Here is a 23,018-nt window from a genome sequence, read left to right as displayed (position 1 = left end):
CGAGGGTCTCTATGCCGCGCGCCGATATTGATCGCGCTGCAGGACGCGGACGCCGTACCAGCCCCAGTAGACGCAGTGGCGCTGGATCAGGCCCTCCTCGTTGAGCTCCATCACTTCGGTGAAGTCCATCTGCTCGCCGTGCGGTGCCTGGCGTGGATACTCGAAGATCAGGCGCTTGCCGTCGGTGAGATAACCGGACCGGTAGTACTGGCGGACCGGTGGCTTGCGTTCGGCGAGCAGGTCGAACAGCCGCTTCAGCTCCCGGCGGCCGCGCAGCGTGCCGTTGTCGCCACCCAGCAGGTGCGGCACCAACGGGCTCTCGAAGTGCGCATCCTCGGCATAGAGCTTCAGCAAGCCTTCGGCATCGTTGCGCGACAGCGCATCGTTCCAGGCGAAATACATGTGTTCGACGGGCGTGGTCATCGTCCTCTCCTCCAGTGACGACCGGAATCGGCGGGTGGAGCGGTTCGGCGGTATCGTCGGCGGCGATGGACTCGTCAGTCGCTCTGCTCCTGCTGGGACCTGCCGTTGGGCCCGGCACCATCTCCGAGCACGTCCGATGCCAGCGTATCGGCGGCAGCGGCGGCCGCTTCCTGCGCCTTGCCGGCCGCGGCGTCCGCGACATGACCGGCCACCGCGCGGCCCTTCTCGGCGACGCGTGCGCCCGACGGACCGAGATAGCGCCGCTCGGCGTCCGTCATGGGCAAGGCCGCGCCCAGCGCGGCGCCGGCTGCAATGGCCAGCGCCGCCACGAGGACGGGCTGTTCCTGCGCGAACTGGCTCAGGCGTGTGCCAAGCGCGTCGGCATTGTCCTCGACGTCGTGAACCGTCTGCGCCAGACGGTCACGGCCCTGCGCCAACGCATCGGCTGCCTTGTCCAGTTTCGCCTGGGCCGCGGCGGTCACGGTGGCGGCGGTGCTGCTGACCCCGGCGACGGCATCGCCGGTCTTGGTGGCCGTCCAGTCCGCGGCGGCTGCTACGCTTTGGCTGGCGGTGCCGGCCGCGCTGGTACGAGCATTGGAGACGGTGTTGCCGACGGTATCCGCGGCATCGGCCGTGGCACCGGTGACCTTGGAGACCGCGCCCTTCACCGCCTTCGTGGCCCGCGTCACGATCTGTCCGGCGCCGGCGCTGCCGTTGGGCTTGCCCGTGAGCAGCATCAGCATCCCGGCGCCGATCAGCAGGGCGGCGAAGGGATTGTCGCTGGCCCGCCGTACCGCGGCGCGCGCAACGGTAGCGCCGCCTTCCTTGGCAAGAGCCGTCGCGCCGCTGGTCAACGCGGTGCGGGTCATGCTGCCGCGCAGCGCCTCCAGGGTCACAGACAGGTCGGACCGCACGGTCTCGGCCTGGCGCTCCAGGGACTCGGTCATGCTCATGTGAGTTTCTCCTTCACCAGGATCCGGTCGCGCGAGAGCTGGTCGATGGTGCGCTCGGGTTTGAGCGCTTGCGCACCCAGCCGGCTACGGCCGATGCCCATGAGGATGGCGGCCACGATCAGGCTGGCGATGGCGACGATCAGTGTCGCGGCCGAGGGTTTCAGGCCGCGCTCGACCAGGGCGACCACAGCCGCCTGCAGCAGCAGGAAGAGAGCCGCCGTCGCGAAGATGGCGCCGACCAGGACCAGGGCGAGGCCGGCTCGCCATGCTTCCAGCTTCTCGGCGATCTCGGCGCGGGCGAGTCGGAATTCGAGTTGCACCAGGTCGGCTGCCTTGCCCATGGCGTCCGATGCAAGATCGACCACATTGCGGATGGGATTGGCGGCGTTCATGACACGTCCCCTTGGCGGTCCCCTTGGCCGTCGTCCTGACCCGGCAGGCCGCTCTTCACCACCCGCGCCAGGGCGAAGCCCAGCACCGCGGCGCCGGCCAGGGCCATCAGCGGCTGCTGGCGGCCCCAGGCGATGGCATCGGACAGCAGGTCGCTCGCCTTGCGGTCGCGCAGATCGTCGGCGAGCTTGTGGGTATAGCTGGCGGCGTTGCGGACATAGCTCGCCAGTTCGGGCGCCGCTTGTTCGAGCTCATGAGCGGCGCTTTCGGCCGCCTTGCCGACCGCCTCGGCCGTATCGACGCCGACCTCCTTCGAGCGATCGGCGAGCCGGGCCGCCTGTTCGCGCAAGACCGGTCCAAGGCCTGGAGCGTGTCCGTTGCCGGTTGTCGTTCCGCTCGCGGTGTCAGCCATTTGGTCGGGGGCCGTTTGGTCGGGCATGTCGCTCTCCACGGTCGTTGTACGGTCAACGTCCCGTGGCGGCGCCAAGTTGCTCAGAGGGCGATCGGGCCCGGTCGGTCGCGCACCGTGCGGAAGGTCACGGAATAGCGCAGCGCCTCCAGGGCCGGAATGCTGTGCTCCCATTCATGCCGAGCGACACCGCGCAGAAGATAAAGGGAGCGGGGCTGCACCTCGATTGCCCATCGCTCCCAACCCTGGGCCTTGCGACGTCGCAAGCGCAGACGGCAGGGCGAGAGGAAGGAAAGCGCGATCACGTCCTGGAACATCGGCTTGTCGCGATGCCAGCCAATGGCGGCCCCGGGCGCATATTCGGTGATCAGGGCCTGCTGCAGCGAGTCGAGAGGAAGGCTGACTGTCTGCGCGGCGCGCCGGCGCAGCGGCAGCAGGAAATCCGGGATCGGATCGGTCGGCCGCGCCTTCTCGGCCGCGTAATCGTACCGCCAGCCGTAGGAGACGATGCGGCGCTTGCCGAGGAAGCCGTGGAACTCGAACGGCGCGAAGGGCAGGGCGGCGAAGCGTTTGACGAGGCTCGCCTCTTCGCTCGGCGAGAGAACGTCCGGCCGGTAGCGGAAGCCCTCCGGCCCGGCAGCGTTGCCACCGCCAAAAAGATCCACCTGCATCATCACGCCGGCACCGTCATGCTTGCACCGTTACGAGACAGCGCTCGCGGACCGTCGCGTCGCGCGCAGGGTGCGGAACAGTTCTTCGAGATAAGGGATGACGCCGAACACGATCGCTCCACCCAGCACGACCGCCACGACCCGGATGGGCATCGGTTCCGCCTTGAGACGATAATCGAACCAGCCCGTCCCGTGGACCATCTGCACCACCGACGGCCAGTGCAGCAATGCGATCAGCAGCAGGCCGGCGAAGGGCAGGTTCTCGAGCAGCCCATGCACATGCTGCTCGACGGGCAGGACCGTCCGGGTGGCATTGGCGTAGCGCACGTCCCAGATCGCCGTCGCCTCGTGCACGGCGACGCAGGCGATCGTGACCAGGAGCGCCGCAGCATTGATCTCGAGGAACAGCACCACCAGGAGGGCGAATCCCACTTCGGAGAATTGCAGCAGATGCATCAGCGACTCGCGCGGTCCGCTGGTCCGCTCGATGGCGCTGGCGCGATGACAGAGATAATCGGCGAAGCCCGTCGCCAGCCACAGCGGCAGGATCGCATAGAGCAGAATCTGGCCGATCAGCTGTCCCGGGATCATCGTGCCTCGCCGCAGCTCAGGCGAGCCGAACGTCCCGCAGCCCAGGCTGTTCCGCTCCTGCCCGCGGTCGCTATTCTGGCTTGATGCCCTTGTCGCGGATGATCTTGCCCCAGCGATCCGATTCGGCCTTGACGAAGGCGGCGAAGTGCTCGGGGCTGTCGCCGCCGGGATCGGCGCCGAGCTTGGCCATCTGCTGCTTGATTTCCGGCCCCGCCAGCACCGTTCTCAATTCGCTGCCGATCCGGGCCAGGATCTCCGCTGGCGTCGCCTTCGGCGCGAACAGGCCGTTCCAGCCGATCATCTCGTAGTTCTTCACGCCAGCTTCCTGCATGGTCGGCAGGTCCGGCACCAGCGCCGAGCGGGTGGTGCTGGTGATGGCGAGCGCGCGCAGCTTGCCGTCCTTCACGAACGGCAGGGTGCCCGGTACGTTCTCGATCATGAACTGGACCTGGCCCGCCATCAGGTCGGCGAGCGCCGGTGCGCCGCCCTTGTAGGGCACATGCACGGCGTCGAAGCCGGCCTGCGCCTTCAGGAGCTCGACCGCCAGGAACGGCGTCGAGCCGATGCCACCCGAGCCGTAGTAGAGCTTGCCAGGATTGGCCTTGGCATAGGCAATGAACTCCGTGACTGAATGAACCGGCAGCGACGGATGCACCAGCAGCATCAAGGGAGCGGCATTCAGCATCGAGATCGGGGCGAAGTCGGTCAGCGGATCGAAGCCGGGATGGGCATAGAGGAACGGGCTCACCACCATCGCCGTGTTCGCCACCAGCAGCGTATAGCCGTCGGGTGCAGCCTGCGCGGCGGCGGCGGCGCCGACATTGCCGCCCGCGCCCGGCTTGTTGTCGACCACGATCTGCTGACCCAGCCGTTCTCCCAGCGGAGCGCTGACCAGGCGGGCCATGATGTCGAGGACACCGGCGCCGGCCGCGAACGGCACGATCACGCGCAGCGGATGGCTTGGCCAGCTGTCGGCGCGGGCGGTTGCGGCGGTAACAGGAAGAGCAAGGGCGCCCAGCAGGGCGCGGCGGCGGGTGAGAGCGGTCATGACCTTTCGTGTTGCATATTCCGGACCGTGGCTTCCGCCACGCTCGTATCCACGACCGCCTCGAACGGAATATCCCGCGTCAGCGCGCCGGCGGAACGCATCGCCGTATGCAGCCGGTCGTACCCCTCGCGCCGCACCACGGGATCGGTGGCCCACAGTTTGAGGTCGCGATAGCGCTCGATGCATTGGGCGAAGAGCGGTACGGCGAGCTCGGGGAAGTAGCGCGACAGCGTCCGCGCGATCTCGAGGGCCGGCGCGCCGGCGAACCAGCCCAGGGTACGATGGAAGGCCTGCACCATGCGGGCAATCTCGTCGGCCCGATCCTCCAGCACGCCGCGCCGCGTGACCAGGGTCGTATAGGCGGTCCGTCCACGATTGGCCGCGGCATACCAGACATGGCCGGCGCCGGAGCGGATCAGCCGTTCGGCATAGGGCTGGAAGAGCTGAACCGCCTCGATCGTCCCGGCGGCGAGAGCGGCCTCGTTCTCGGCCATGCTGCGATCGGTGACGCGCTCCAGCGTGTCGGGATCGAGGCCGGCACGGCGGATATCCTGCTGCAGGCAGATCCACGGCGTCGGCACTTCGGACACGGTCGCGAACCGGATCGTGGCGAGATCGGTCAGGGAAAAGTCGGGTCGCGGACGGTTGCCGATCACGAAGAAGGGATCGCGCGCCACGACATCGCAGAAGCAGACGAGGTCGCAGGCCGGATCGGCCTGATGGGAGAGCATGACGCGCAGCGGGCCGCCCCACATGACATCGACTTCGCCCGACTTCAGCGCCGCCACGGCGGCGCCCGGCTCAGGCGAGGGCTTCAGCACCACCTCGACGCCGGCGGCCTTGAAGGCCCCGGTCGCTTCGGCGGCATAGAACGGCGCATAGAAGAGCGCCCGGAAGTTCTCGGACAGGATGATCGCCACGGCGGCGATGATAGAGGCGCGATGGCGTGACTGCGAGCGTCTTCCTCGAGCCCGTCGGTCATCGCCGCAGGCGCCTGCCTGCAGCGATGTCCGCGAAAAGGCCTCAGGTGCTTTCGTTCGACAGAACGTCGCCGAACAGTTTCCACTTCTCGCCGTCGAAAGAGGCCAGCCGCACGGACTGGATGGGATAGAAGTCCGTCGGGCTGGTGTTGATCTTGATGCCCGGCAGCAGCAGCGGCACTTCGAGATTATGCATGCTCGCGGCCATCTTCATCAGGTTGGCGCGGGTGAGAGTGTCGCCGCACCGCTTCAGGCAATCGTGCATGGTCGCCGACACGGCATAGGCATAGGTGTTGCCCGAGTCGGCCGGGTTGGCGTCCGGCAGGTATTTCTTCATCCAGGCCTGCCATTCCTTGAAGTCCGCGTCATTGGCCCATTGCGGGTCGGTCGCGTCTTTCAGGTAGGCCGCCGTCATGACTCCGGTGCTGTTGTCGAAGCCGGCCGGCTTCAGCACCGCGGCCACCGAGGCCGAGACATTGGCCAGGTACTGCTCCGGCTTCCAGCCGAGATCGGCCACCTTGCGGATCGCCTGCGCGGCCGCCTTCGGCGCGCCGTCGTTGAAGAAGACGTTGGCACCCGAGTTCTTGATCTGGATGATCTGGCTGTCGACGGTGGGATCGGTGACCTCGTAGCTCACCTTGGCCGAGACCAGATCCTGGTGCTCCTTGCCGAGGCCAGCGAGGAAGCCGCCACTGTAGTCCTTACCCGAGTCATCGTTCTGGTACAGGATGCCGATGCGCACATCCTTGAGATTGTCCTTGTGCGTAGAGAGAACGTGCTTGGCGTAGATCGCCCCTTCGGTGAAGTAGTCGGGCTGCCAGCCCATGGTCCACGGGAATTCCTTGGGCATGCCCCACTTGGAGGCACCGGTGGCGACGAAGAGCTGAGGCACCTTCTTCTGGTTCAGGTACTTCTGCACCACCGTATTGGTGGGCGTGCCCAGCAACTGGAAGATGGCGAAGACCTGATCGTCCTCGACCAGCTTGCGCACCATCTCCACGGTCTTCGAGGGCACGAAGCCGTCATCGTAGGTGATGAAGGTGACCTTGCGGCCGTTGATGCCGCCATTGTCGTTGACCATCTGCCAGTAAGCGCCGATCGCCTTGCCGATCGTGCCGTAGGCCGAAAGCGGGCCCGAATAGGGATTGGTGTGGCCGAGCTTGATTTCCTTGTCGGTGACGCCGTGATCGTACTTCTTGGCGTCGGCACGCACGATGTAGGGTGCAAGAGTGAAAGCGGCGGCCGAGGCGACGAGCGCCCGGCGACGGATCTTCGACATGTGTTTCCTCCGGTGAACGCCTCGTTGACCGAGGTCGTTACGGAGAATTGTCGCTCAGGATTGCGGCGCGAGGAAGTCCGCGAGTGCCTTTTCGCTCGTCTCGAAGCTTTTCCGCTCCAGCCTTCCGCAGAACAGTTCGTAGCGCAGCCAGGCGCGATAGGTGTTCACGACATCGCTGCGGCAATAGCTGGCCACTTCCGCAACGCGGCCTTCCTGCATCATGGTCTCGACATGGGCACCATCGATGCCCGGCGGCTTGCCCGGCAGGTCGAGCACGCGCGCCAGCTCCTGAAGACTGACGCGCGCATGTCGTTCCTGTGCCGACAGGAGATCGCACAGATCGACCATGTCGCTGCCGCTGCGGTCGAAGTAGGCGCGGGCGGCCAGTCCCGGGGCGCTGATCCGATGCATCATGGCGCGATAGCGCAGCACCGGCAGGTCGAAGGTATGGCCGTTGAAGCTGACCAGCAGGGGCCTGTGCTGGGCAAGCTGATCCACGAACTGCTGGATCAGCTGCGGCTCGGGCATCTGGCCGAGAGAGGGCGAGTCGATTGCCTGCGGTCTCCACACGCCGGCCTGGTCGCGCCCGGCCCGGAGCGAGCCGATGCAGACGATCCGCTGGAACACCTGCCGCGCGACCTTCTCGCCCATCTGCCGCCGCACCGACCACACCGGATGGTTCTCCAGCCCCTCGGCGGCGGCGAAGGCTTCGACATCGGGCACCGTCTCGAGATCGAAGACCAGGACGATGTCGTCGCTCATGCCGCGAGCTGGTCCGGCGCGGTGTAGGGAAGGTTCTGGGCTTCGGCCACCGGCCGGCAGGTCAGCCGGCCGTCATGGACATTGAGGCCGTTGCGCAGATGCGGATCCTCTGCAATGGCGCGGCGCCAGCCCTTGTCGGCCAGCGCCAGCACGAACGGCAGCGTGGCGTTGTTGAGCGCGAAGGTCGAGGTCCGGGCCACCGAACCCGGCATGTTGGTGACGCAGTAGTGAATCACCCCTTCCTCGACATAGGTGGGATTGGAATGCGTGGTCGGCCGCGAGGTTTCGCAACAGCCGCCCTGGTCGATGGCAATGTCGACGATCACACTGCCGTTCTTCATCGTCTTTACCATCTCGCGCGTCACGATCTTGGGCGCGGCGGCACCGGGCACGAGCACGGCGCCGACCAGCAGGTCGGCCCGGCGGACGATCTGCACCAGCGCATCGTGGGTCGAGAAGAGGGTGCGCGCGCCCGGCAACTGGACCGCGATACGGCGAAGGGCGTCGCCGGAGCGGTCGACGATGGTGACGGTCGCCCCCATGCCGAGGGCAATGGTGGCGGCATGGGTGCCGGAGACGCCGGCGCCCAGCACGACCACCTCGGCCGGCGGCACGCCCGGCACGCCGCCCAGCAGGACGCCGCGCCCGCCTTCCTCGCGTTCGAGATAGCGAGCGCCAACCTGCGGCGCGAGGCGGCCGGCGATTTCCGACATCGGTGTCAGCAGCGGCAGCGCACCCGATGGCGACGTCACGGTCTCGTAGGCGATGGCCGTGACGCCGCTCTGCAGCAGGGCCTTGGTCTGATCCGGATCGGGCGCGAGATGCAGGTAGGTGAACAGGACCTGGCCGCGGCGAAGCTTGCGCCGTTCGGCCTCCAGCGGCTCCTTCACCTTCACGATCATGTCGGCGGTGACAAAGATCTCGTCGGCCGTCGCAGCGAGCCGGGCACCGGCGGCGAGATAGAGTTCGTCCTCCAGTCCGGCGCCGACTCCCGCACCGCGCTCGACCGTGACGACGTGACCGTGCCGCACCAGCTCGGCGACCGATGAAGGCACGAGGCCGACGCGGTATTCGTGGTTCTTGATCTCCTTGGGAACGCCGACATGCATGGCTCGACCCTCCTTGAGCACGGCAAGTCTAGGCGCGATCGATCACCCTGGCCTGATCTGGATCAAGGAGCCGCTAGAGCAGATGTCCCGCGCGCAGTGCCTTGGTGCGAAGATAGTTCTCGTTGTGACCGTTGGCCGGGAAGGAGTGGGCGACCCGCTCCACGACCTCGATGCCGTAACGGGAGAGCTGGGCGATCTTCTCGGGATTGTTGGTCATCAACCGCACGCGCTTGATGCCCATGCGCGTCAGCATGGTGGCGGCCGGGGCGTAGACGCGCTCGTCGGCATCGAAACCGAGCTGCTCGTTGGCATCGATCGTGTCGAAGCCGTCGTCCTGCAGCTCATAGGCGCGCAGCTTGTTGACCAGGCCGATGCCGCGCCCTTCCTGGGCGAGATAGAGCAGGACGCCCGAGCCTTCCTTGGCGATCTGCGCGATGGCGCCGCGAAGCTGCACGCCGCAGTCGCAGCGCAGCGAGCCGAGCAGGTCGCCGGTGAAGCACTCGGAATGGAGGCGGATGAGGACGGGCTCGGTGGGATCGATCTCGCCCACGACGATGGCGAGATGTTCCTTGCCGCCGTCACTCGGGCGCCAGGCGAGGATGCGGGCGTTCTCGGCACCCTCGAGCGGCACGTTGGCCTGCGCCACTTGCTGCAGGTTGCGTGCGGCGGTGTCGTCGTAGGAGAGTACGTCGGCCGCGTCGACATAGACGAGATCCTGATCGCGAGCCCAGTCCCGGCGCTTGTTGCCGGGATCGCGTGTCAGCGGCCCCAGCACCACGGCGGGCAGCAGGCGGGCAAGCTTGGCCAGCTCAATGGCGGTTTCGGCTATGCGCGGCGCGTGGCTGGCGACCGGACGCGACAGGTGCCGCAAAGCGACATGGCGCGCCTGGTCGGTGCCCTGTTCATGGGGCCGCAGGATGATATCGACCGGCACGCCGGCCGGCAGGTCGAGCGTGATCGGCTTGTTGGTGTCGCCCATACCCCCGGCGATATGAGGGGGAATCTCCATGCCGATGGCCTCGGCCCGGCGGCGGGTCGTGACCAGGACGGGCGCGTTCTGGGCCAGGCCCTGCAGCCGCTGGAAAGCCACTGGACCGCAGCATTCGGCGGCCACCACCAGCCCAGCGGCGCCGTTTTCGTCACGCAGCACGACGATTCCGCCGCGGCGAAGCTCCGCCAGGGCGCGTTCGACGGCAGCGAGAGAGGCGGCGGTGCGGGATTGGATCTGGGCCGGGATCATGACGCTAATATAGGATGTACTATAGCGGTCTGGGCACCGGCAGCGCGGCCTTTTTGCCGAGGCCGGCCGCTTTTGCAGGGCGGGCGACCCAGATAGACTGCCGGCCATGGAAACAAGCAGCTCTCTTCCTCCGAACAGTCGCGGCAAGAAGATCTTGCTGGTCGATGACGATCAGGCGCTGCGCACGGTGCTGGCCGAGCAACTGGATCTCTATGACGGCTTCACCACGATCCAGGTGGGCACCGCGGCCGAAGGCCTGGAGAAGGCCAAGCTCGCCCATTACGACGCGGTGCTGCTCGATATCGGCTTGCCCGACATGGACGGGCGCGAGCTCTGCAAGCTGATGCGTCGGCAGGGCGTCAGGGCGCCGGTCATCATGCTCACGGCGGCCGACTCCGACGCCGATACCATCCTCGGTCTCGAATCCGGCGCGAACGACTATGTCACCAAGCCGTTCCGCATCAATGTGCTGCTCGCCCGGCTGCGCGCCCATCTGCGTCAGCACGAGCGTAGCGAGGACGCGGTCATGACGATCGGACCGTACGAGTTCCATCCGGCCGGCAAGCTGCTCATGGAAAAGGGCGGGAAGCGGAAGATCCGGCTGACCGACAAGGAAGCCTCGATCCTCAAGTTCCTGTTCCGGGCCGGCGATCGGCCGGTCGCGCGCGACGTGCTGCTGAACGAGGTGTGGGGGTACAACGCCGGCGTCACGACGCACACGCTCGAGACGCACATCTATCGACTGCGGCAGAAGATCGAGAAGGATCCGACCAGCGCCGCGATCCTGATCACGGATCGCGGCGGTTATCGTCTGCAGCCCTAGGCGTCAGCCGGCAGCCTCGGCCTGGTCCGGGGCGAGCGCGGGATAGTCCGTGTAGCCGACCGGTCCCGGCGAGTAGAACGTCTCCATGTTCCACTTGTTCAAGGGCGCATTGACCTTGAAGCGCTCGACCAGGTCCGGATTCGCGATGTAGTCCTTGCCGAACGCAACGGCGTCGGCACGGCCGGCATCGAGTGCCGCCTGAGCCGACTCCTTGGTGAATTTCTCGTTGGCGATCCAGGCGCCGCCAAAGGTTTTCCTGAGCGTCGGCCCGAGGCTGTCGGGACCTTCGTACTCGCGCGCGCAGATGAAGGCGATGCGACGCCGGCCAAGCTCGCTCGCGATATAGCCAAAGGTCTTGGCGGCATCGGAGTCGCCCATCGAATGGCTGTCGCCGCGCGGCGCCAGATGCATGCCGACCTTGGCGGCGCCCCAGACAGAGATCACCGCGTCGGTGACTTCAAGCATCAGCCGCGCGCGGTTCTCGATCGAGCCGCCATAGCGATCGGTGCGCTTGTTGGAACGGTCCTGCAGGAACTGGTCGAGCAGATAGCCGTTGGCGCCGTGGATCTCGACGCCGTCGAAACCGGCCGCCTTGGCGTTGGCCGCGCCCTGCCGATAGGCCTCGACGACGCCGGCGATTTCGTCGAGTTCCAGCGCGCGCGGCGTGACGAAGGCCTTCTTGGGTCGCACCAGGCTGACGAAGCCTTCGGGCGCGATCGCACTCGCGGAGACCGGCAAGGCACCGTCGAGAAACATGGGATCGGAAATGCGACCGACGTGCCAGAGCTGCAGCACGATACGACCGCCGCCGCGATGCACGGCATCGGTCGTCAGTTTCCATCCTTCAACTTGTGCGGCCGACCAGATGCCCGGCGTCGCGGCATAGCCGATGCCCATCGGTGTCACCGATGTCGCTTCGCTGATGATCAGTCCAGCCGATGCACGCTGAAGATAGTAGCGCGCCATCAGTTCGTTCGGGATTCGACTGTCGGTGGCGCGACTGCGAGTGAGTGGCGCCATGACGACACGGTTGGGAAGGCGAAAATCGCCCATCTGTATGGGATCAAGGAGTGTAAGCATGGCCTCGCTCTTGCCACATCGCGACGGGGGCGTCATCCTTTTGGCAAGATCAAATCGCCGGGAGGCGCGCCATGAGTTTCGACATGGGCAAACACAAAACGGAAAAAGGGACGCAGCGTCTCTACGCGCTGCCTGTCGACATCACGCAATGGCATTTCGATGGCGCCACCGAAGTGATGTTCAACTGGGAGTACGACGACGGCTCCCCGGCGCTGCTCGATCTCTACGACAAGGGCAAGAAGCAGCAATGGGATTCGAGCAAGCGGCTCGATTGGTCGCTCGAGCTCAATCCCGACAATCCGATGGAGCTCAAGGACGAAGCCATCTCCATCTACGGCACCGATCATTGGAACAAGATGACCGAGACGGAGAAGTCGTGGCTGCGTCGCCATCTCCAGGCCAATTCGATCAGCCAGTTCATGCATGGCGAGCAGGGTGCGCTGATCGCTACAGCCAAGATCGTCTCCACCGTTCCCGACATGAACGCGAAGTTCTATGCGGCGACGCAGGTGATGGACGAGGCGCGCCATGTCGAAGCCTACAAGCGCCTGCTGCATGACAAGTTCCAGCTCGCCTATCCGATCAACAAGGCGCTGAAGACGCTGCTCGAGCAGACATTGACGGACCGGCGCTGGGACATGACCTATCTCGGCATGCAGGTGCTGATCGAAGGGTTGGCACTGGCGGCGTTCCAGTCGATCCGCGACAAGGCCGGCAACACGCTGGCCGGTGCGGTGAACGCCTACGTGATGCAAGACGAGGCGCGCCATGTCTCGTTCGGACGGTTGGCGTTGCGCGACTACTATCCTCATCTGTCCGACGCCGAGCGTGACGAGCGCGAGGAGTTCGTCGTCGAGGCGCTGATCTTCATGCGCGACCGCTTCAATCAGTCGGAAGTGTGGGAGCGGCTCGGACTGCCCGCCAAGATGCTCGACGAGATCCACTACAATTCGAAGCAGATGAACTCGTTCCGCGGTCGGCTGTTCAGCCGCATCGTGCCGACCGTGAAGGATATCGGCCTGTGGGGGCCAAGGGTCCAGAAGGCCTTTGCCGAAATGGGCGTGATGGACTACGCCAAGGTGGATGTCGTCGAGCAGCTCGCCAATGACGGACGGGTTGCCGACGACTTCGACAAGAAGATGTTCGTCGATCGGGCGATCGCCGTCGGATGAGCGTGATGACGAATCTCGTGGGAGAGATGACGGTCCGGAAGAAGATGGTGATCGCCTATGCGGCGGCGATCGTGCTGTTTGTGGCGGCGGTACAGCTTATTTCGTTCGTAGGTGCCCATAAGGGCTTCGTGCTCGCCGCCGCGATTGCGGTGGGTATCGGCCTGTTCGTCTATGCGACTGGCCTCAAGTGCCCGCACTGCCATGCCCGTGCCTTCTCCCGGCGTTGGCTGGCGCTGTTCTACATTCCCAAGACCTGCGCCCACTGCGATCGCGAGTTCTACGACTGAGACTTGGGCTCGGTCGTATCGCCGGAACAGAAGACCAGCATCAGGAGCAGCAGGACCGCAGCCGCGAGCAGCGGCCATGGCAGGATCGCGATCATAAGCGTTCCGGCGAAAGCGCCCGCCAGGTAGCCGGCCCAGCTCAGCGGCAGGAGGTGCAGGTTGAGGGCCGCGCTTCGTTCTGATTTCGCGTCGACCGGCCGGAATCGGTCGAGCAGGGAGTCGGCGATCCGCGCCAGCGTGCTGGTGATCACCACGGTGCTGATCGAGACGCCGCCGAACTGGGTGATGGCGGATGCCTGCAGTCCCATCGCCGCTGCCACAATCATTGCCTGCAATTCCGGCTGGATCGGCAGGAAGCCGATGCCCGCGATCAGCACGGCTTCCGCCAGCAAGCCAGCGGTCGGCCTGGCCGTGAGTCGCAGCAGGAAATGGGACAGGACGGCGCCGACGACGAAGGCGGCCAAAGCGGCGAACTGATAAAGGGCGTGACCATAGTCGCCCTGGGCCAGCGCGATGCCGGCGAGGACGGTATTGCCGGTCATGTTGGCGGCGAAGATGCCGCCCATCGTGAGATAGCCTACGGCGTCGGCGATGCCGGCGACCAGAGTGAGGGTCGTTGCCTGGAGGGCTGGCCGCATCGGGGGTGCTTAGAGCCCGTACCGCTGGCCGGTCGTGAAGGACAGCAGGTGGCCGTTCTCGAATTCGATCAGCGTATGCGTGGAGAGCGGGCGGCCCGGCCCGCCCCACGCCATGGTGGCGAGGCCGCCCGATGCGACCGACGCCGGTGATACCTGGGAGCCTTCGCATCCCATGACCTGTGCCGTCTCGGCGTAGCTCATGCCGCGTCGCAAGGCGGAAAGCTTCTCGGGAGTCGCGGTGCAGGGCGAGACACAGCCCGCCGCCAATCCTCCAACGGTGCCGAGAACGGCGAGACGCAGGATCAGGGACAGGCTCATCTCGCCTCCTTCGCTCACACCACGTCGTAGGTGATCTCGACCTCGGGTCCGAAGCAATGGGCCTGGCAGGTCAGGATCCAGTTATTGGCGAGGTCATCCTCGGTGTAGATGTCGTTCTTGGCGAGAACGATCTTGCCCTTGACCCGCTTGGCGGCGCACGAGGCGCAGAACCCTTCCTCGCAGGAGGAGAGCGGGTTCAGACCGGCCGCCCGCGCCGCCTCGAGCACCGTCTGCCCCTTCTTGTAGGGAACCTTGTGCGTCTTGTTCTCGAAGTGGATCGTGATCTCGCTCGGGATCACGTCCCCTTCTTCCTGCTCGATCGGCACGGCGTCGTTGCCCGACGCCTCGAAGCGCTCGAGCCGCACGCGCTCGCGCGGCATGCCGGCATCCAGCAATGTGCGTTCGACCATGTCCATGAACGGACCCGGGCCGCAGAGATAGGCTTCCGCACCCTCGAAGCCCTTCAACGTCGCCACGACTTCCTCGGGTTTGGTCAGGCCCTGCTCGGCATCGAGATGATGGATCACCTCGAGCCTGCTCGGATGCTCGGCCATGAGCTGAAGGAGTTCGGCGTCGAAGATGATCGAGGGCTTGTCGCGGTTGGCGTAGAACAGCCGGATGCGGCGCGTGCCCGATTTCAGCGCGCTCTTGATCAGGGACATCATCGGCGTGATGCCGCTGCCGCCGCCGAACAGCAGCAGCGGATGCTCGCCCTCGTTCAGCACGAAGCGTCCGGCCGGCGGCATGACATCGAGCACGCCGCCTTCCGCGAGCGCATCGTTGAACCAGTTGGAGCCCTTGCCGCCCGTGACGCGCTTCACCGTCACCTTGAGGTGGCGGTCGCTCTCCGGTGCGCTCGACAGCGAATAGCAGCGATTGAAGGGTCCCTCTCCATGCGGCACGCGGAAGGTGAGGAACTGCCCGGCGCGATAGGTGAACTTGTCCGCCAGGTCGACCGGCACTTCGAGGACGAAGGAGCGCGCATCGGGCGTCTCCTGAACGATCTTGGCGATACGCAATTGATGATAAGCCATTGAAAATCCGTCGTTTGCCCCAACGTCTATTTCCGGACGACTCTCCTAGCAGAGTGTGCTAGCCTCGCCGAGAAAAATGAACGGAGTGTCACTTTCAGACACTCCTGGAACGGGATGGGACAAGGTTCAAGCTCAGGAGGCAAGAGCCCATGACGACGAAAAAACTCTATCAGCTCCCCGTCGACATCACGGAGTGGAAGTTCGACGGCGCCAGCGAGATCATGTTCAACTGGGAATATGATGACGGTTCGGCCGATCTCCTGAACCTGTACGAAAAGGGCAAGCAGCAGCAGTGGGATGCGAGCACGCGCATCGACTGGAGCCAGGAGCTGTTCGAGGACAACCCGATGGGCATGGCCGACGAGTCCATCCCCATCTTCGGGTCCCCGGTCTGGGAGAAGATGACCGAGAAGGAACGCAGCTGGCTGCGTTTCAACCTGCAATGCCATTCGATCTGCCAGTTCATGCACGGCGAGCAGGGCGCGCTCATCGCGACCTCCAAGATCGTGGCCACCGTGCCGGACATGAACGCCAAGTTCTATGCCGCGACCCAGGTGATGGACGAGGCCCGACATGTCGAGGCCTACAAGCGGCTGATCCACGAGAAGTTCAAGTCGGCCTATCCGATCACCAAGTCGCTGCAGACGCTGCTCGAGCAGACGCTGACCGATCGGCGCTGGGACATGACCTATCTCGGCATGCAGGTGATGATCGAGGGGTTGGCGCTCGCTGCCTTCCAGCGCATCCGCGACACCGCGAAGAACAATCTCGCCGCTTCGGTGAACGCCTATGTGATGCAGGACGAAGCGAGACACGTCACGTTCGGCCGTATGGCGCTGCGTGAATACTATCCGCAGCTGTCCGATCACGAGCGCGGCGAGCGCGAGGAGTTCACGGTCGAGGCGCTCTACTTCATGCGCGATCGCTTCAATCAGGCCGAGGTCTGGGAAAGGTCCGGCCTGCCGGTCGACGAACTGATGAAGTACGCCTACGAGTCGGGCGCCATGCAGGCTTTCCGGACCCGCCTGTTCACCCGCATCGTCCCGATCCTCAAGGAAATCGGCCTGTTCGGACCCAAGGTCCAGAAGGCGCTGGGCGACATGGGCGTGCTGGAATATGCCAAGATCGACGTCGAGAAGCTGATTGGCAACGACATGAAGGTCGCCGAGGATTTCGACGCCAAGAAGTTCGTCGAGAACGCCATCGCCGCCGAGTAGGTGCGATCGCATGAACGGAAGAAGGGGCGCCACGCGCCCCTTCTTTGTGTCCTCGATTTGTCGCCGCCCTTTGGCCATTCTGGCGCTCCATGGGCAACGAGCGGTGATTGGCAATGGATTTCACCTTCACCCCCGAGCAGGAAGAGCTGCGGCGCACGGTGCGCCGGTTTGCCGACAGCGAACTCGCGCCGCTGGTGCGCGAGGCGGAGGAAAGCGAGACCTTTCCGCGCCAGCTGTTCCGCCGCTTCGGTGAGCTCGGGCTGGTCGGCGTGCGCTATCCCGCGGCCGACGGCGGTTCGGGTTTCGACAAGGTGTCGGACTGCATCGTGCGCGAGGAGATGTCGCGCGTCTGCCAGTCCTTTTCTTCGTCGTGGTCGGCCCATAGTCATCTCGGCATCTGGCCGATCTGGCGCGCCGGCACCGACGCGCAGAAGGAGCGGTTTTTCCGTCCGGCGCTGGCAGGCGAGCGTATCGCCGGCTTCGCCTTGTCGGAGCCGGACGGCGGATCCGACATTCGGGCGCTGCGCACGAAGGCCGAGAAGGTCTCCGGCGGCTGGAAGCTCAATGGCTCGAAGCTCTATATCACCAACGCGCCGATCGCGGGCTTCCTCACCCTGGCCGCCCGCACCGATCCGCAACTCGCGCCTTCCTCCATCAGTCTGTTCCTCGTCGAGCTGCCCAATCCGGGCATTGTCGTCACGAGCCTGAAGAAGGAGGGCATCCGGGCGTCGGACACGGGCCTGGTGCACATCAGCGATGCCTTCGTCGCCGATGATTGCCTGCTGGGAGGTCGCACCGGAACCTATCCGATCATCCTCGACAGCCTGTCGGAAAATCGCGTCGGCGTCGCCGCCAACGCACTCGGCATGGCTCAGGCTGCACTCGAGGCGGCTCTCGAATATGCCAGGGTCCGCAAGGTGCGCGGCAAGACGATCGGCCAGTATCAGGCGATCGCCCACAAGCTGGCCGACATGGCGGCCGACATCGAAGCGGCCCGCTGGCTGGTCTATTACGGTGCCTGGCGCGTCGACCAGGGCACGCTCGATGCCGCGACCGCCGCCAAGGTCAAGCTGGTGGCCTCGGAATGCGCGGTGCGTGTCTCGGAAGCGGCGATCCGCATCCATGGCGGTGCCGGGATCATGCGCGACTATCCGGTCGGCCGGATCCATCGCGATGCGCTGGTCTACGTGATCGGGGAAGGGACGTCGGAAATTCAGCGCAATCTGATCGCCCGCAGCCTCGGCCTCTGAGCGGAGCGCTCAGCGGGGTTTATCGCCTCTGATCGTGACGCGATGGGCGTGCCGCACGTGCGGGTGATAGTCGAAGATGGCGCGGTGCAGCGCGCAGCGATTGTCCCAGAAGGCAACGGAATGGCGCTGCCAGCGGAAGCGGCACTGAAACTCCGGCGTCTCGGCGTGGCGCAGCAGCATCTCGAGCAGGGCATCGCTCTCGGCCTTGCGCAGTTCGACGATGCGCGTGGTGAAGCCGCGATTGACGAACAGGCTCTTGCGGCCCGTCTCCGGATGAGTGCGCACGACAGGATGCACTGCCTCTGGAAATTTCTTGTCGGCGCGCCCATAGGCATTGCGCGAATAGACATGGGCGCTGGTATGCAGTGCCGTCAGTCCCTCGCACAGCCGTTTGATCGGCTCCGACAGGGTCTCGTAGGCGAGATACATGTTGGCAAAGGCCGTGTCGCCGCCCGTCTCCGGCGTCTCGTGCATGTAGAGGATCGAACCCATCGGCGGCTCGGGCTCGCACGACATGTCGGAGTGCCAGACCTCGCCGGTTGCGGTTTCGGTCTTGTCGTCGGCATGGACGACGCGGATCTCGGGGTGGCCCTCCAGCTCGGCCTTGGCGGCGGGATGGACCAGCAACTCGCCGAACAGGCGGCCCAGCGCCTTATGCTGCTCGACCGTCATCTGCTGGTCGCGGAAGAACAGGGTCTGATGCGTCATCAAGGCGTCGTGCAGGTCGCTGACCTGGCGGTTGGACAGCGGACCGCCGAGATCGATGCCGGATACCTCCGCCCCGATCGCGGGCGTCAGCTTGCGGATCTGGATGGTTTCGTAGGCCATGGGCGGATGATCCGCCGGCCCGCCGTCATTTGCAATTCTCGACCTCGGGCGGCGCATCGATCGTCGTCGCGACGCGCGAGATATCGAGGCAGCGCGGACCAACCCAACCCGTGCCGTGAACGAAGAGGCCGAGACGGGTGAAGGTCTCCGCCTGTCCGGCGGCAGTCGCCCGGGCACGACCCAGGAGCCAGGCCAGACCGTACAGGTTCGACGTCGCGAAGTCGGCGGCGACCACATCGGGATCCTTGCTCCACAGCGCGGCATCCTTGGCCGCCGCCCCGGTCGGATCGGACAGCCGCGCCAGCCAGGCATGGGCATTGCCGACCAGCGCATAGGAATTGCCCTGCTCGGCACGCAGCGCCTTCACTTCGGCGGCCACGTCCCGATAGGGCTTGCCCTCGATGGTCTCCTCCTCGCAGCCCGCTTCACGGCAGAGCAGGGTGAAGGTCAGGTATTCCGCCAGGATGATCTCGATATTGCCGTTGTTGTGCTTGCGCCAGGCGCGCGCCAGCCGCCAGCCATCGTGCAATTCGCGGCCCCACGGCTTGTCGGCCTGCGGGGTGCCGCGTTCGAGATCGCCGATCACGGCGTGGGCCGCCGCCTGCCACTCCGGCGGAATCTGCGCCTGCGCGGCGGGAGAGATCAGGGTGATCAGCAGCGCGAGGACGAGGCAGACCATGGCCATCAATATTTCCGGGCTGTGACGCGATCGACGCTTTCGTACTGTACCAGATCGTTGGCGCGCAGTTCAGTTGCGTCCCGTGGCATCAAACGCCGCGCCTGCTTTGGGGTGATGAGGCGATAGTGACGCACGTCGTCGAGGGCCGCGCCGACATCCCAGCAGTGATCCTCATTGGTCACCCACAGGTCGGTCGAGAAGCGCCGCAGATCGAACGGCACCGAGTAGCCGCGTAGCGTCTTGCGGTCGCCATCGGAATATTCGTGCAGATACGAGATCGCCAGCTCGCGCAGGCTGCGATAGACGGGATCGCGCCAGCGCAGCCACACATGGTTGCTCTTGGAGATCGCGCCCCAGCAGCCGTCGCGCTTGAACAGGGCAACCACGTGATCGGAGTCGCCCTGCGCCGTCATGTCCATGAGCAGGGGACGCTCGCCCTGCAGCCACAGGGCGCAAGCGGCGATGAAGGCCGCCTCGATGCAGTGCGCCTTGCGATGGCGCAGCACGCCGCGCACCGACCGCAGGCTGTCGCCGTCCTCCTCGAAATTGGCGTGCAGATCGACCACGAACTGCTGGATGCGTTCGGGCGTGCGCAATGTGCGCAGAATACGCCCTTCTTCTGGCGTCAGGCCCAGTTGGGCCACTGTCGGCTTGGTCAGGCGCATCGTCGGCCAGTCTGCCGCGCAATCGAGTCCATTGCCATCTCGGGCGGCACGCCTGCCTGTATCGCGGAAGGCCCCACGGGGCCTCGGTCATGACCGGAGATTGGTGGAGCTGAGGGGGATCGAACCCCTGACCTCCTCATTGCGAACGAGGCGCTCTCCCAGCTGAGCTACAGCCCCCCACTCTCTCCGAAGACCGCGCGGATAATGCCTGCGAGCCCACCTGTCAAGCAAACGGCCCTATGGTAGCGTCCGCGGCCAATCCCCAACGGAGTATCAAGCTGTGGCAACCGACAAGAAAACCGTCCAGACCGATGCGGCGCCCAAGGCACTCGGCCCCTACGCCCAGGCCATCGTGGCCGGAGGCATGGTGTACTGTGCCGGCCAGATCCCTCTCGACCCGGCGACCGGCAACATCGTGTCCGGCGGCATCGCCGAGCAGACGCGCCAGGTGCTGGAGAATCTGCGCGCGGTGCTGAAGGCGGCCGGTTCGGACTTGACGCGGGCGGTCAAGACCACGGTCTTCATCAAGGACATGAACAATTTCACCGCCATGAACGAAGTCTACGGGCGGCCGGAATATTTTGGCCCCAATCCTCCGGCACGCTCGACGGTCGAAGTGGCGCGGTTGCCGCGCGACGTGATGGTCGAGATCGAAGTGGTGGCGCTTGCCTGATACTTTCTACTACCTGCTGTCCTGGTTCCTGGGGATCGGCTCCTTCGTGATGCTGATGGTGCTCATCGGGCATCTGCTGGTGTCACTGGTGCTGATCATCCCGACCTGGCGGATCTGCGAGCGCGCCGGATTCGCCGGCGCGTGGTCGCTTCTGCACCTGGTGCCGGTGATCGGCTCGTTCGTCGTCATGGCCATCCTCGCCTTCGGTGACTGGCCGAATGGCGAGGCAACGGCCGAGGCGCGCTGATCATGGGCACCGAAGTGGTGGCGCTCATGGGTCTCGCCGGCCTCAGCAGCGCCTTCGCGCTGGTCAGCCTCGTGCTGGCGGCCTGGATGGCGTGGCGCATCGTCGAGAAGGCCGGCCTGCCGGGCTGGACGGGAATGGGGGCGATCCTGCTGACCCTGACGGCGGTGGGCACCATCGTGCCGCTGGTCCTGCTCTGGGTGTTCGCCTTCATGCGCTGGCCGCGTGACACGGCCGTTCCTTTTGCCGCCTCGGCCGGTCCCGTTCCGACGGGTTCACCGCCGCCGCCGCCGGGAAACACGGCCACCGCACGACCGACGGCGCTGCCGCCGCCGCCCAAGGCGATCCCGGACGCCCGGCGCTGGCTACTGACCGGCAAGCTGCCGGACGGGCAGGCGGTCGCCCTTTCCGTCGATGCCTCGGCGCCGGCCTGGATCCTGACCGGCGCGCCGGCGGGCCAGCCGACCGAGCTTTCCGTTCCCGATCCCTCCGTCGGCCAGCCCCATGCCCGGCTGATGGTCGCGGGTGCCCGACTGGGCCTCGCCGATCTGGGCAGCCCCGGCGGTACCTATATCGACGGTGCGCGGCTGCTGCCCGAACACGGGCCGCGGGATATCACCAGTGTGCGCACCCTGCGTGTGGGAACCGTCGAGTTGACGCTGTCCCGGCCCTGAATTGGCCCGGAAATTGGCTTGGATCGGCAATCCCCGCCGAGTAGGGTGCGCCCCGCCGGCGGCGTGCCGGAAATAAAGGCGGGGAGCCGATGCTGTCGCTGGCGTTGCTGATCGACAAAATCATCGACATCTACACGTGGATCGTGATCGCGAGCGCGATCATGAGCTGGCTTGTGGCATTCGGTGTGGTCAATACCCGCAACCAGTTCATCAATTGGCTGGTCGAGTTCCTCTATCGCATCACCGAGCCCGTGCTGCGGCCGATCCGGCGTGTGCTGCCCAATCTCGGCGGCGTCGATATCTCGCCCGTGATCCTGCTGCTGGGCCTGTTCTTTATCCGCAGCCTGCTGTGGGAATACGTCTGGCCGGCCCTGGTCCGCTGAGCGATCCGTCGTTCCTGCGTCGTGGTCCCTCGGGTGTGACCGTGGAGTTGCGCGTGCAGCCGCGCGCCCGTCGCACCGCGCTCGAGCTGTCGGAGGCGGTGCTCAAGGCGGCGGTGACCACGCCGCCGGAAGACGGCAAGGCGAATGCCGCCGTGATCGCCCTGCTGGCGGAGGCGTGGCGGCTGCCGAAGTCGGCCTTCACGGTGATCAAGGGCGCGACGGGACGAAACAAGACCATCGGCGTGGCCGGGGATCCGGCCTCGCTGGCGGAGCGAATTGGAGTGTGGGTGAAGGGGCATGGCTGAAGCGAAGGTGATCGACGGCAAGGCATTCGCTGCCGGATTGCGGGAGCGCGTGGGCGAAGGGGTGGCCGCGCTCAAGAAGGAAAAGGGGCTGAAGCCAGGCCTGGCGACGGTCCTGGTGGGAGCCGATCCGGCGAGCCAGGTCTATGTCCGCAGCAAGGGCAAGACGGCAGCCGAGCTCGGCATGGCGAGCTTCGATCATCGCCTGCCGGCCGAGACCACCGAGCAGGAACTGCTGACGCTGATCGCCCAGCTCAACATCGATCCGGCCGTGAACGGCATCCTGGTCCAGCTGCCGCTGCCCAAGCATATCGACACGGCGCGCGTGCTGCTGGCGATCGATCCCGACAAGGATGTCGATGGCTTCCATCCCATCAATGTCGGCCGGCTGGGCTCCATCGCCTCCGGCGCGCCGCTCGATTTCCCGGTGCCGTGCACGCCGCTCGGCTGCTCGATGCTGCTGGCCGATGCGCTGGGCTCGCTCGCAGGCCTACATGCGGTCGTGGTCGGCCGCTCCAATCTGGTCGGTCGGCCGGTGGCGCAGTTGCTGCTGCGGGCCGATTGCACCGTCACCATCGCCCATTCGCGCACGCGCGACCTGCCGGCGCTGTGCCGTACCGCCGACATCGCCGTCGTGGCGATCGGCAAGCCCGAGTTCGTGCGCGGCGACTGGATCAAGCCGGGCGCGACGGTCATCGATGTCGGCATCAACCGGGTGCCGGCGGCCGACGGCAAGACCAGGCTGGTGGGCGATGTCGCCTTCGCCGAGGTTCTGCCCATCGCCGGCCGCATCACGCCGGTCCCCGGCGGCGTCGGCCCGATGACGGTGGCGTGCCTGATGTACAACACGCTGCAGGCGGCGCGGCGCAAGGCCGGCCTGCCGTTCGTGGCGGTGTGAC

Annotated in this window: 30 protein-coding genes and 1 tRNA gene; 11 read left to right on the top strand and 20 right to left on the bottom strand. The window is 65.9% G+C overall.

All coding sequences use genetic code 11. The features are described 5' to 3' along the window. Positions 1-9: 9 nt before the first annotated feature. The 12 genes from B5D62_RS15640 to ribA form a co-directional block, all read right to left on the bottom strand. Positions 10-423, bottom strand: a complete 414-nt coding sequence (locus B5D62_RS15640; RefSeq protein ID WP_218191090.1) for a nuclear transport factor 2 family protein — start codon at positions 421-423, stop codon at positions 10-12. A gap of 74 nt (positions 424-497) precedes the next feature. Then, positions 498-1,376: a TrbL/VirB6 family protein gene (locus B5D62_RS15635; RefSeq protein ID WP_085934848.1), complete on the bottom strand. Its 879-nt coding sequence runs from the start codon at positions 1,374-1,376 to the stop codon at positions 498-500. Next, positions 1,373-1,768: a phage holin family protein gene (locus B5D62_RS15630; RefSeq protein ID WP_085934847.1), complete on the bottom strand. Its 396-nt coding sequence runs from the start codon at positions 1,766-1,768 to the stop codon at positions 1,373-1,375. The genes B5D62_RS15635 and B5D62_RS15630 overlap by 4 nt, the downstream gene beginning before the upstream one ends. Next, a complete protein-coding gene (locus B5D62_RS15625; protein WP_139373912.1) occupies positions 1,765-2,205 on the bottom strand; it encodes a hypothetical protein in 441 nt (146 codons plus the stop codon). The genes B5D62_RS15630 and B5D62_RS15625 overlap by 4 nt, the downstream gene beginning before the upstream one ends. A 53-nt stretch (positions 2,206-2,258) precedes the next feature. After that, complete coding sequence (locus tag B5D62_RS15620) at positions 2,259-2,846, bottom strand: alpha-ketoglutarate-dependent dioxygenase AlkB (RefSeq protein WP_085935136.1); 588 nt, start codon at positions 2,844-2,846, stop codon at positions 2,259-2,261. A 30-nt stretch (positions 2,847-2,876) separates the two neighbouring features. After that, the gene (locus B5D62_RS15615) at positions 2,877-3,437 is read right to left on the bottom strand and encodes a hypothetical protein (RefSeq protein WP_085934845.1); all 561 of its coding nucleotides are present in this window, start codon (positions 3,435-3,437) and stop codon (positions 2,877-2,879) included. A gap of 70 nt (positions 3,438-3,507) precedes the next feature. Further along, a complete protein-coding gene (locus tag B5D62_RS15610) occupies positions 3,508-4,485 on the bottom strand; it encodes a Bug family tripartite tricarboxylate transporter substrate binding protein (protein WP_085934844.1) in 978 nt (325 codons plus the stop codon). Further along, positions 4,482-5,405, bottom strand: coding sequence for an ABC transporter substrate-binding protein (locus tag B5D62_RS15605; RefSeq protein WP_170920962.1), 924 nt, complete (start codon positions 5,403-5,405; stop codon positions 4,482-4,484). Before B5D62_RS15605 ends, B5D62_RS15610 begins: the two co-directional genes overlap by 4 nt. 103 nt (positions 5,406-5,508) lie before the next feature. After that, the gene (locus B5D62_RS15600; RefSeq protein WP_085934842.1) at positions 5,509-6,744 is read right to left on the bottom strand and encodes an ABC transporter substrate-binding protein; all 1,236 of its coding nucleotides are present in this window, start codon (positions 6,742-6,744) and stop codon (positions 5,509-5,511) included. Positions 6,745-6,798: 54 nt separating this feature from the next. Then, positions 6,799-7,506: a ribonuclease H-like domain-containing protein gene (locus tag B5D62_RS15595; RefSeq protein ID WP_085934841.1), complete on the bottom strand. Its 708-nt coding sequence runs from the start codon at positions 7,504-7,506 to the stop codon at positions 6,799-6,801. Further along, a complete protein-coding gene (gene ald, locus B5D62_RS15590; RefSeq protein WP_085934840.1) occupies positions 7,503-8,615 on the bottom strand; it encodes an alanine dehydrogenase in 1,113 nt (370 codons plus the stop codon). Before ald ends, B5D62_RS15595 begins: the two co-directional genes overlap by 4 nt. Before the next feature lie 73 nt (positions 8,616-8,688). Further along, complete coding sequence (gene ribA, locus B5D62_RS15585) at positions 8,689-9,855, bottom strand: GTP cyclohydrolase II (protein ID WP_085934839.1); 1,167 nt, start codon at positions 9,853-9,855, stop codon at positions 8,689-8,691. Positions 9,856-9,961: 106 nt separating this feature from the next. Between ribA and B5D62_RS15580 the strand changes: the two genes are divergently transcribed. Then, positions 9,962-10,678, top strand: a complete 717-nt coding sequence (locus B5D62_RS15580; RefSeq protein ID WP_085934838.1) for a response regulator transcription factor — start codon at positions 9,962-9,964, stop codon at positions 10,676-10,678. A gap of 3 nt (positions 10,679-10,681) precedes the next feature. On the opposite strand, the gene B5D62_RS15575 is transcribed toward B5D62_RS15580, so the two are convergent. Further along, the gene (locus B5D62_RS15575) at positions 10,682-11,758 is read right to left on the bottom strand and encodes an alkene reductase (protein ID WP_085934837.1); all 1,077 of its coding nucleotides are present in this window, start codon (positions 11,756-11,758) and stop codon (positions 10,682-10,684) included. Positions 11,759-11,829: 71 nt separating this feature from the next. On the opposite strand from B5D62_RS15575, the gene B5D62_RS15570 reads away from it, so the two are divergent. Together B5D62_RS15570 and B5D62_RS15565 are read left to right on the top strand one after the other, a co-directional pair. Beyond that, the gene (locus tag B5D62_RS15570; RefSeq protein ID WP_231714828.1) at positions 11,830-12,930 is read left to right on the top strand and encodes a ferritin-like domain-containing protein; all 1,101 of its coding nucleotides are present in this window, start codon (positions 11,830-11,832) and stop codon (positions 12,928-12,930) included. A 5-nt stretch (positions 12,931-12,935) separates the two neighbouring features. Beyond that, positions 12,936-13,217 (top strand): hypothetical protein, encoded by a 282-nt coding sequence (locus B5D62_RS15565; RefSeq protein ID WP_085934836.1) that lies wholly within the window; start codon positions 12,936-12,938, stop codon positions 13,215-13,217. On the opposite strand, the gene B5D62_RS15560 is transcribed toward B5D62_RS15565, so the two are convergent. Genes B5D62_RS15560 through B5D62_RS15550 form a run of 3 tightly spaced genes read right to left on the bottom strand, consistent with a single transcriptional unit; the run spans position 13,208 to position 15,204 of the window. Beyond that, positions 13,208-13,852, bottom strand: coding sequence for a YoaK family protein (locus B5D62_RS15560; protein ID WP_085934835.1), 645 nt, complete (start codon positions 13,850-13,852; stop codon positions 13,208-13,210). The genes B5D62_RS15565 and B5D62_RS15560 overlap by 10 nt on opposite strands. Positions 13,853-13,861: 9 nt before the next feature. Further along, a complete protein-coding gene (locus B5D62_RS15555) occupies positions 13,862-14,170 on the bottom strand; it encodes a hypothetical protein (RefSeq protein WP_085934834.1) in 309 nt (102 codons plus the stop codon). Positions 14,171-14,184: 14 nt separating this feature from the next. Next, a complete protein-coding gene (locus B5D62_RS15550; RefSeq protein ID WP_085934833.1) occupies positions 14,185-15,204 on the bottom strand; it encodes a ferredoxin--NADP reductase in 1,020 nt (339 codons plus the stop codon). Positions 15,205-15,353: 149 nt separating this feature from the next. Between B5D62_RS15550 and B5D62_RS15545 the strand changes: the two genes are divergently transcribed. Together B5D62_RS15545 and B5D62_RS15540 are read left to right on the top strand one after the other, a co-directional pair. Beyond that, on the top strand, positions 15,354-16,421 hold the full coding sequence (locus B5D62_RS15545; protein WP_085934832.1) for a ferritin-like domain-containing protein: 1,068 nt from the start codon (positions 15,354-15,356) through the stop codon (positions 16,419-16,421). A 113-nt stretch (positions 16,422-16,534) separates the two neighbouring features. Continuing rightward, a complete protein-coding gene (locus B5D62_RS15540) occupies positions 16,535-17,671 on the top strand; it encodes an acyl-CoA dehydrogenase family protein (RefSeq protein ID WP_218191088.1) in 1,137 nt (378 codons plus the stop codon). Between the two features lie 9 nt (positions 17,672-17,680). On the opposite strand, the gene B5D62_RS15535 is transcribed toward B5D62_RS15540, so the two are convergent. The 4 genes from B5D62_RS15535 to B5D62_RS15520 form a co-directional block, all read right to left on the bottom strand. Then, positions 17,681-18,499 carry a TauD/TfdA dioxygenase family protein gene (locus B5D62_RS15535; RefSeq protein ID WP_085934830.1) on the bottom strand — a complete coding sequence of 273 codons (819 nt, stop codon included), beginning with the start codon at positions 18,497-18,499 and terminating at the stop codon, positions 17,681-17,683. 25 nt (positions 18,500-18,524) lie between these two features. After that, positions 18,525-19,184 carry a hypothetical protein gene (locus tag B5D62_RS15530; RefSeq protein WP_085934829.1) on the bottom strand — a complete coding sequence of 220 codons (660 nt, stop codon included), beginning with the start codon at positions 19,182-19,184 and terminating at the stop codon, positions 18,525-18,527. After that, positions 19,184-19,843 (bottom strand): hypothetical protein, encoded by a 660-nt coding sequence (locus tag B5D62_RS15525; RefSeq protein WP_085934828.1) that lies wholly within the window; start codon positions 19,841-19,843, stop codon positions 19,184-19,186. The genes B5D62_RS15530 and B5D62_RS15525 overlap by 1 nt, the downstream gene beginning before the upstream one ends. Before the next feature lie 101 nt (positions 19,844-19,944). Next, positions 19,945-20,020, bottom strand: a tRNA-Ala gene (locus B5D62_RS15520). Between the two features lie 103 nt (positions 20,021-20,123). Between B5D62_RS15520 and B5D62_RS15515 the strand changes: the two genes are divergently transcribed. The 6 genes from B5D62_RS15515 (at position 20,124) to folD (ending at position 23,017) form a co-directional block, all read left to right on the top strand. Beyond that, complete coding sequence (locus B5D62_RS15515) at positions 20,124-20,516, top strand: RidA family protein (protein WP_085934827.1); 393 nt, start codon at positions 20,124-20,126, stop codon at positions 20,514-20,516. Beyond that, positions 20,509-20,763: a hypothetical protein gene (locus tag B5D62_RS15510; RefSeq protein ID WP_085934826.1), complete on the top strand. Its 255-nt coding sequence runs from the start codon at positions 20,509-20,511 to the stop codon at positions 20,761-20,763. Before B5D62_RS15515 ends, B5D62_RS15510 begins: the two co-directional genes overlap by 8 nt. Positions 20,764-20,765: 2 nt before the next feature. After that, complete coding sequence (locus B5D62_RS15505) at positions 20,766-21,434, top strand: FHA domain-containing protein (RefSeq protein WP_085934825.1); 669 nt, start codon at positions 20,766-20,768, stop codon at positions 21,432-21,434. Positions 21,435-21,523: 89 nt separating this feature from the next. Then, on the top strand, positions 21,524-21,817 hold the full coding sequence (locus tag B5D62_RS15500; RefSeq protein WP_085934824.1) for a YggT family protein: 294 nt from the start codon (positions 21,524-21,526) through the stop codon (positions 21,815-21,817). Continuing rightward, positions 21,784-22,122, top strand: a complete 339-nt coding sequence (locus B5D62_RS15495; RefSeq protein WP_231714827.1) for a DUF167 domain-containing protein — start codon at positions 21,784-21,786, stop codon at positions 22,120-22,122. The genes B5D62_RS15500 and B5D62_RS15495 overlap by 34 nt, the downstream gene beginning before the upstream one ends. Further along, positions 22,115-23,017: a bifunctional methylenetetrahydrofolate dehydrogenase/methenyltetrahydrofolate cyclohydrolase FolD gene (folD, locus tag B5D62_RS15490; RefSeq protein WP_085934823.1), complete on the top strand. Its 903-nt coding sequence runs from the start codon at positions 22,115-22,117 to the stop codon at positions 23,015-23,017. Before B5D62_RS15495 ends, folD begins: the two co-directional genes overlap by 8 nt. Position 23,018: the final 1 nt, after the last annotated feature.

The organism is Enhydrobacter aerosaccus, assembly GCF_900167455.1.
GTDB classification, from domain to species: domain Bacteria; phylum Pseudomonadota; class Alphaproteobacteria; order Reyranellales; family Reyranellaceae; genus Reyranella; species Reyranella aerosaccus.
The sequence above is the reverse complement of the archived record's forward strand: the minus strand, read 5'-3'. Positions and strand labels throughout refer to the sequence as shown.

Excerpts from the sequence above, each read along its gene's own strand:
- B5D62_RS15500 (WP_085934824.1), top strand. The coding sequence starts at position 21,524 with ATGCTGTCGCTGGCGTTGCTGATCGACAAAATCATCGACATCTACACG.
- B5D62_RS15505 (WP_085934825.1), top strand. The coding sequence starts at position 20,766 with ATGGGCACCGAAGTGGTGGCGCTCATGGGTCTCGCCGGCCTCAGCAGC.
- B5D62_RS15635 (WP_085934848.1), bottom strand. The coding sequence starts at position 1,376 with ATGAGCATGACCGAGTCCCTGGAGCGCCAGGCCGAGACCGTGCGGTCC.
- B5D62_RS15595 (WP_085934841.1), bottom strand. The coding sequence starts at position 7,506 with ATGAGCGACGACATCGTCCTGGTCTTCGATCTCGAGACGGTGCCCGAT.
- ald (WP_085934840.1), bottom strand. The coding sequence starts at position 8,615 with ATGCATGTCGGCGTTCCCAAGGAGATCAAGAACCACGAATACCGCGTC.
- B5D62_RS15580 (WP_085934838.1), top strand. The coding sequence starts at position 9,962 with ATGGAAACAAGCAGCTCTCTTCCTCCGAACAGTCGCGGCAAGAAGATC.
- B5D62_RS15615 (WP_085934845.1), bottom strand. The coding sequence starts at position 3,437 with ATGATCCCGGGACAGCTGATCGGCCAGATTCTGCTCTATGCGATCCTG.
- B5D62_RS15540 (WP_218191088.1), top strand. The coding sequence starts at position 16,535 with ATGGATTTCACCTTCACCCCCGAGCAGGAAGAGCTGCGGCGCACGGTG.
- B5D62_RS15545 (WP_085934832.1), top strand. The coding sequence starts at position 15,354 with ATGACGACGAAAAAACTCTATCAGCTCCCCGTCGACATCACGGAGTGG.
- B5D62_RS15560 (WP_085934835.1), bottom strand. The coding sequence starts at position 13,852 with ATGCGGCCAGCCCTCCAGGCAACGACCCTCACTCTGGTCGCCGGCATC.
- B5D62_RS15535 (WP_085934830.1), bottom strand. The coding sequence starts at position 18,499 with ATGGCCTACGAAACCATCCAGATCCGCAAGCTGACGCCCGCGATCGGG.
- B5D62_RS15565 (WP_085934836.1), top strand. The coding sequence starts at position 12,936 with ATGACGAATCTCGTGGGAGAGATGACGGTCCGGAAGAAGATGGTGATC.
- B5D62_RS15620 (WP_085935136.1), bottom strand. The coding sequence starts at position 2,846 with ATGCAGGTGGATCTTTTTGGCGGTGGCAACGCTGCCGGGCCGGAGGGC.
- B5D62_RS15640 (WP_218191090.1), bottom strand. The coding sequence starts at position 423 with ATGACCACGCCCGTCGAACACATGTATTTCGCCTGGAACGATGCGCTG.
- B5D62_RS15530 (WP_085934829.1), bottom strand. The coding sequence starts at position 19,184 with ATGGCCATGGTCTGCCTCGTCCTCGCGCTGCTGATCACCCTGATCTCT.
- B5D62_RS15610 (WP_085934844.1), bottom strand. The coding sequence starts at position 4,485 with ATGACCGCTCTCACCCGCCGCCGCGCCCTGCTGGGCGCCCTTGCTCTT.
- B5D62_RS15625 (WP_139373912.1), bottom strand. The coding sequence starts at position 2,205 with ATGCCCGACCAAACGGCCCCCGACCAAATGGCTGACACCGCGAGCGGA.
- B5D62_RS15570 (WP_231714828.1), top strand. The coding sequence starts at position 11,830 with ATGAGTTTCGACATGGGCAAACACAAAACGGAAAAAGGGACGCAGCGT.
- B5D62_RS15550 (WP_085934833.1), bottom strand. The coding sequence starts at position 15,204 with ATGGCTTATCATCAATTGCGTATCGCCAAGATCGTTCAGGAGACGCCC.
- B5D62_RS15575 (WP_085934837.1), bottom strand. The coding sequence starts at position 11,758 with ATGCTTACACTCCTTGATCCCATACAGATGGGCGATTTTCGCCTTCCC.
- B5D62_RS15555 (WP_085934834.1), bottom strand. The coding sequence starts at position 14,170 with ATGAGCCTGTCCCTGATCCTGCGTCTCGCCGTTCTCGGCACCGTTGGA.
- ribA (WP_085934839.1), bottom strand. The coding sequence starts at position 9,855 with ATGATCCCGGCCCAGATCCAATCCCGCACCGCCGCCTCTCTCGCTGCC.
- B5D62_RS15600 (WP_085934842.1), bottom strand. The coding sequence starts at position 6,744 with ATGTCGAAGATCCGTCGCCGGGCGCTCGTCGCCTCGGCCGCCGCTTTC.
- B5D62_RS15525 (WP_085934828.1), bottom strand. The coding sequence starts at position 19,843 with ATGCGCCTGACCAAGCCGACAGTGGCCCAACTGGGCCTGACGCCAGAA.
- folD (WP_085934823.1), top strand. The coding sequence starts at position 22,115 with ATGGCTGAAGCGAAGGTGATCGACGGCAAGGCATTCGCTGCCGGATTG.
- B5D62_RS15630 (WP_085934847.1), bottom strand. The coding sequence starts at position 1,768 with ATGAACGCCGCCAATCCCATCCGCAATGTGGTCGATCTTGCATCGGAC.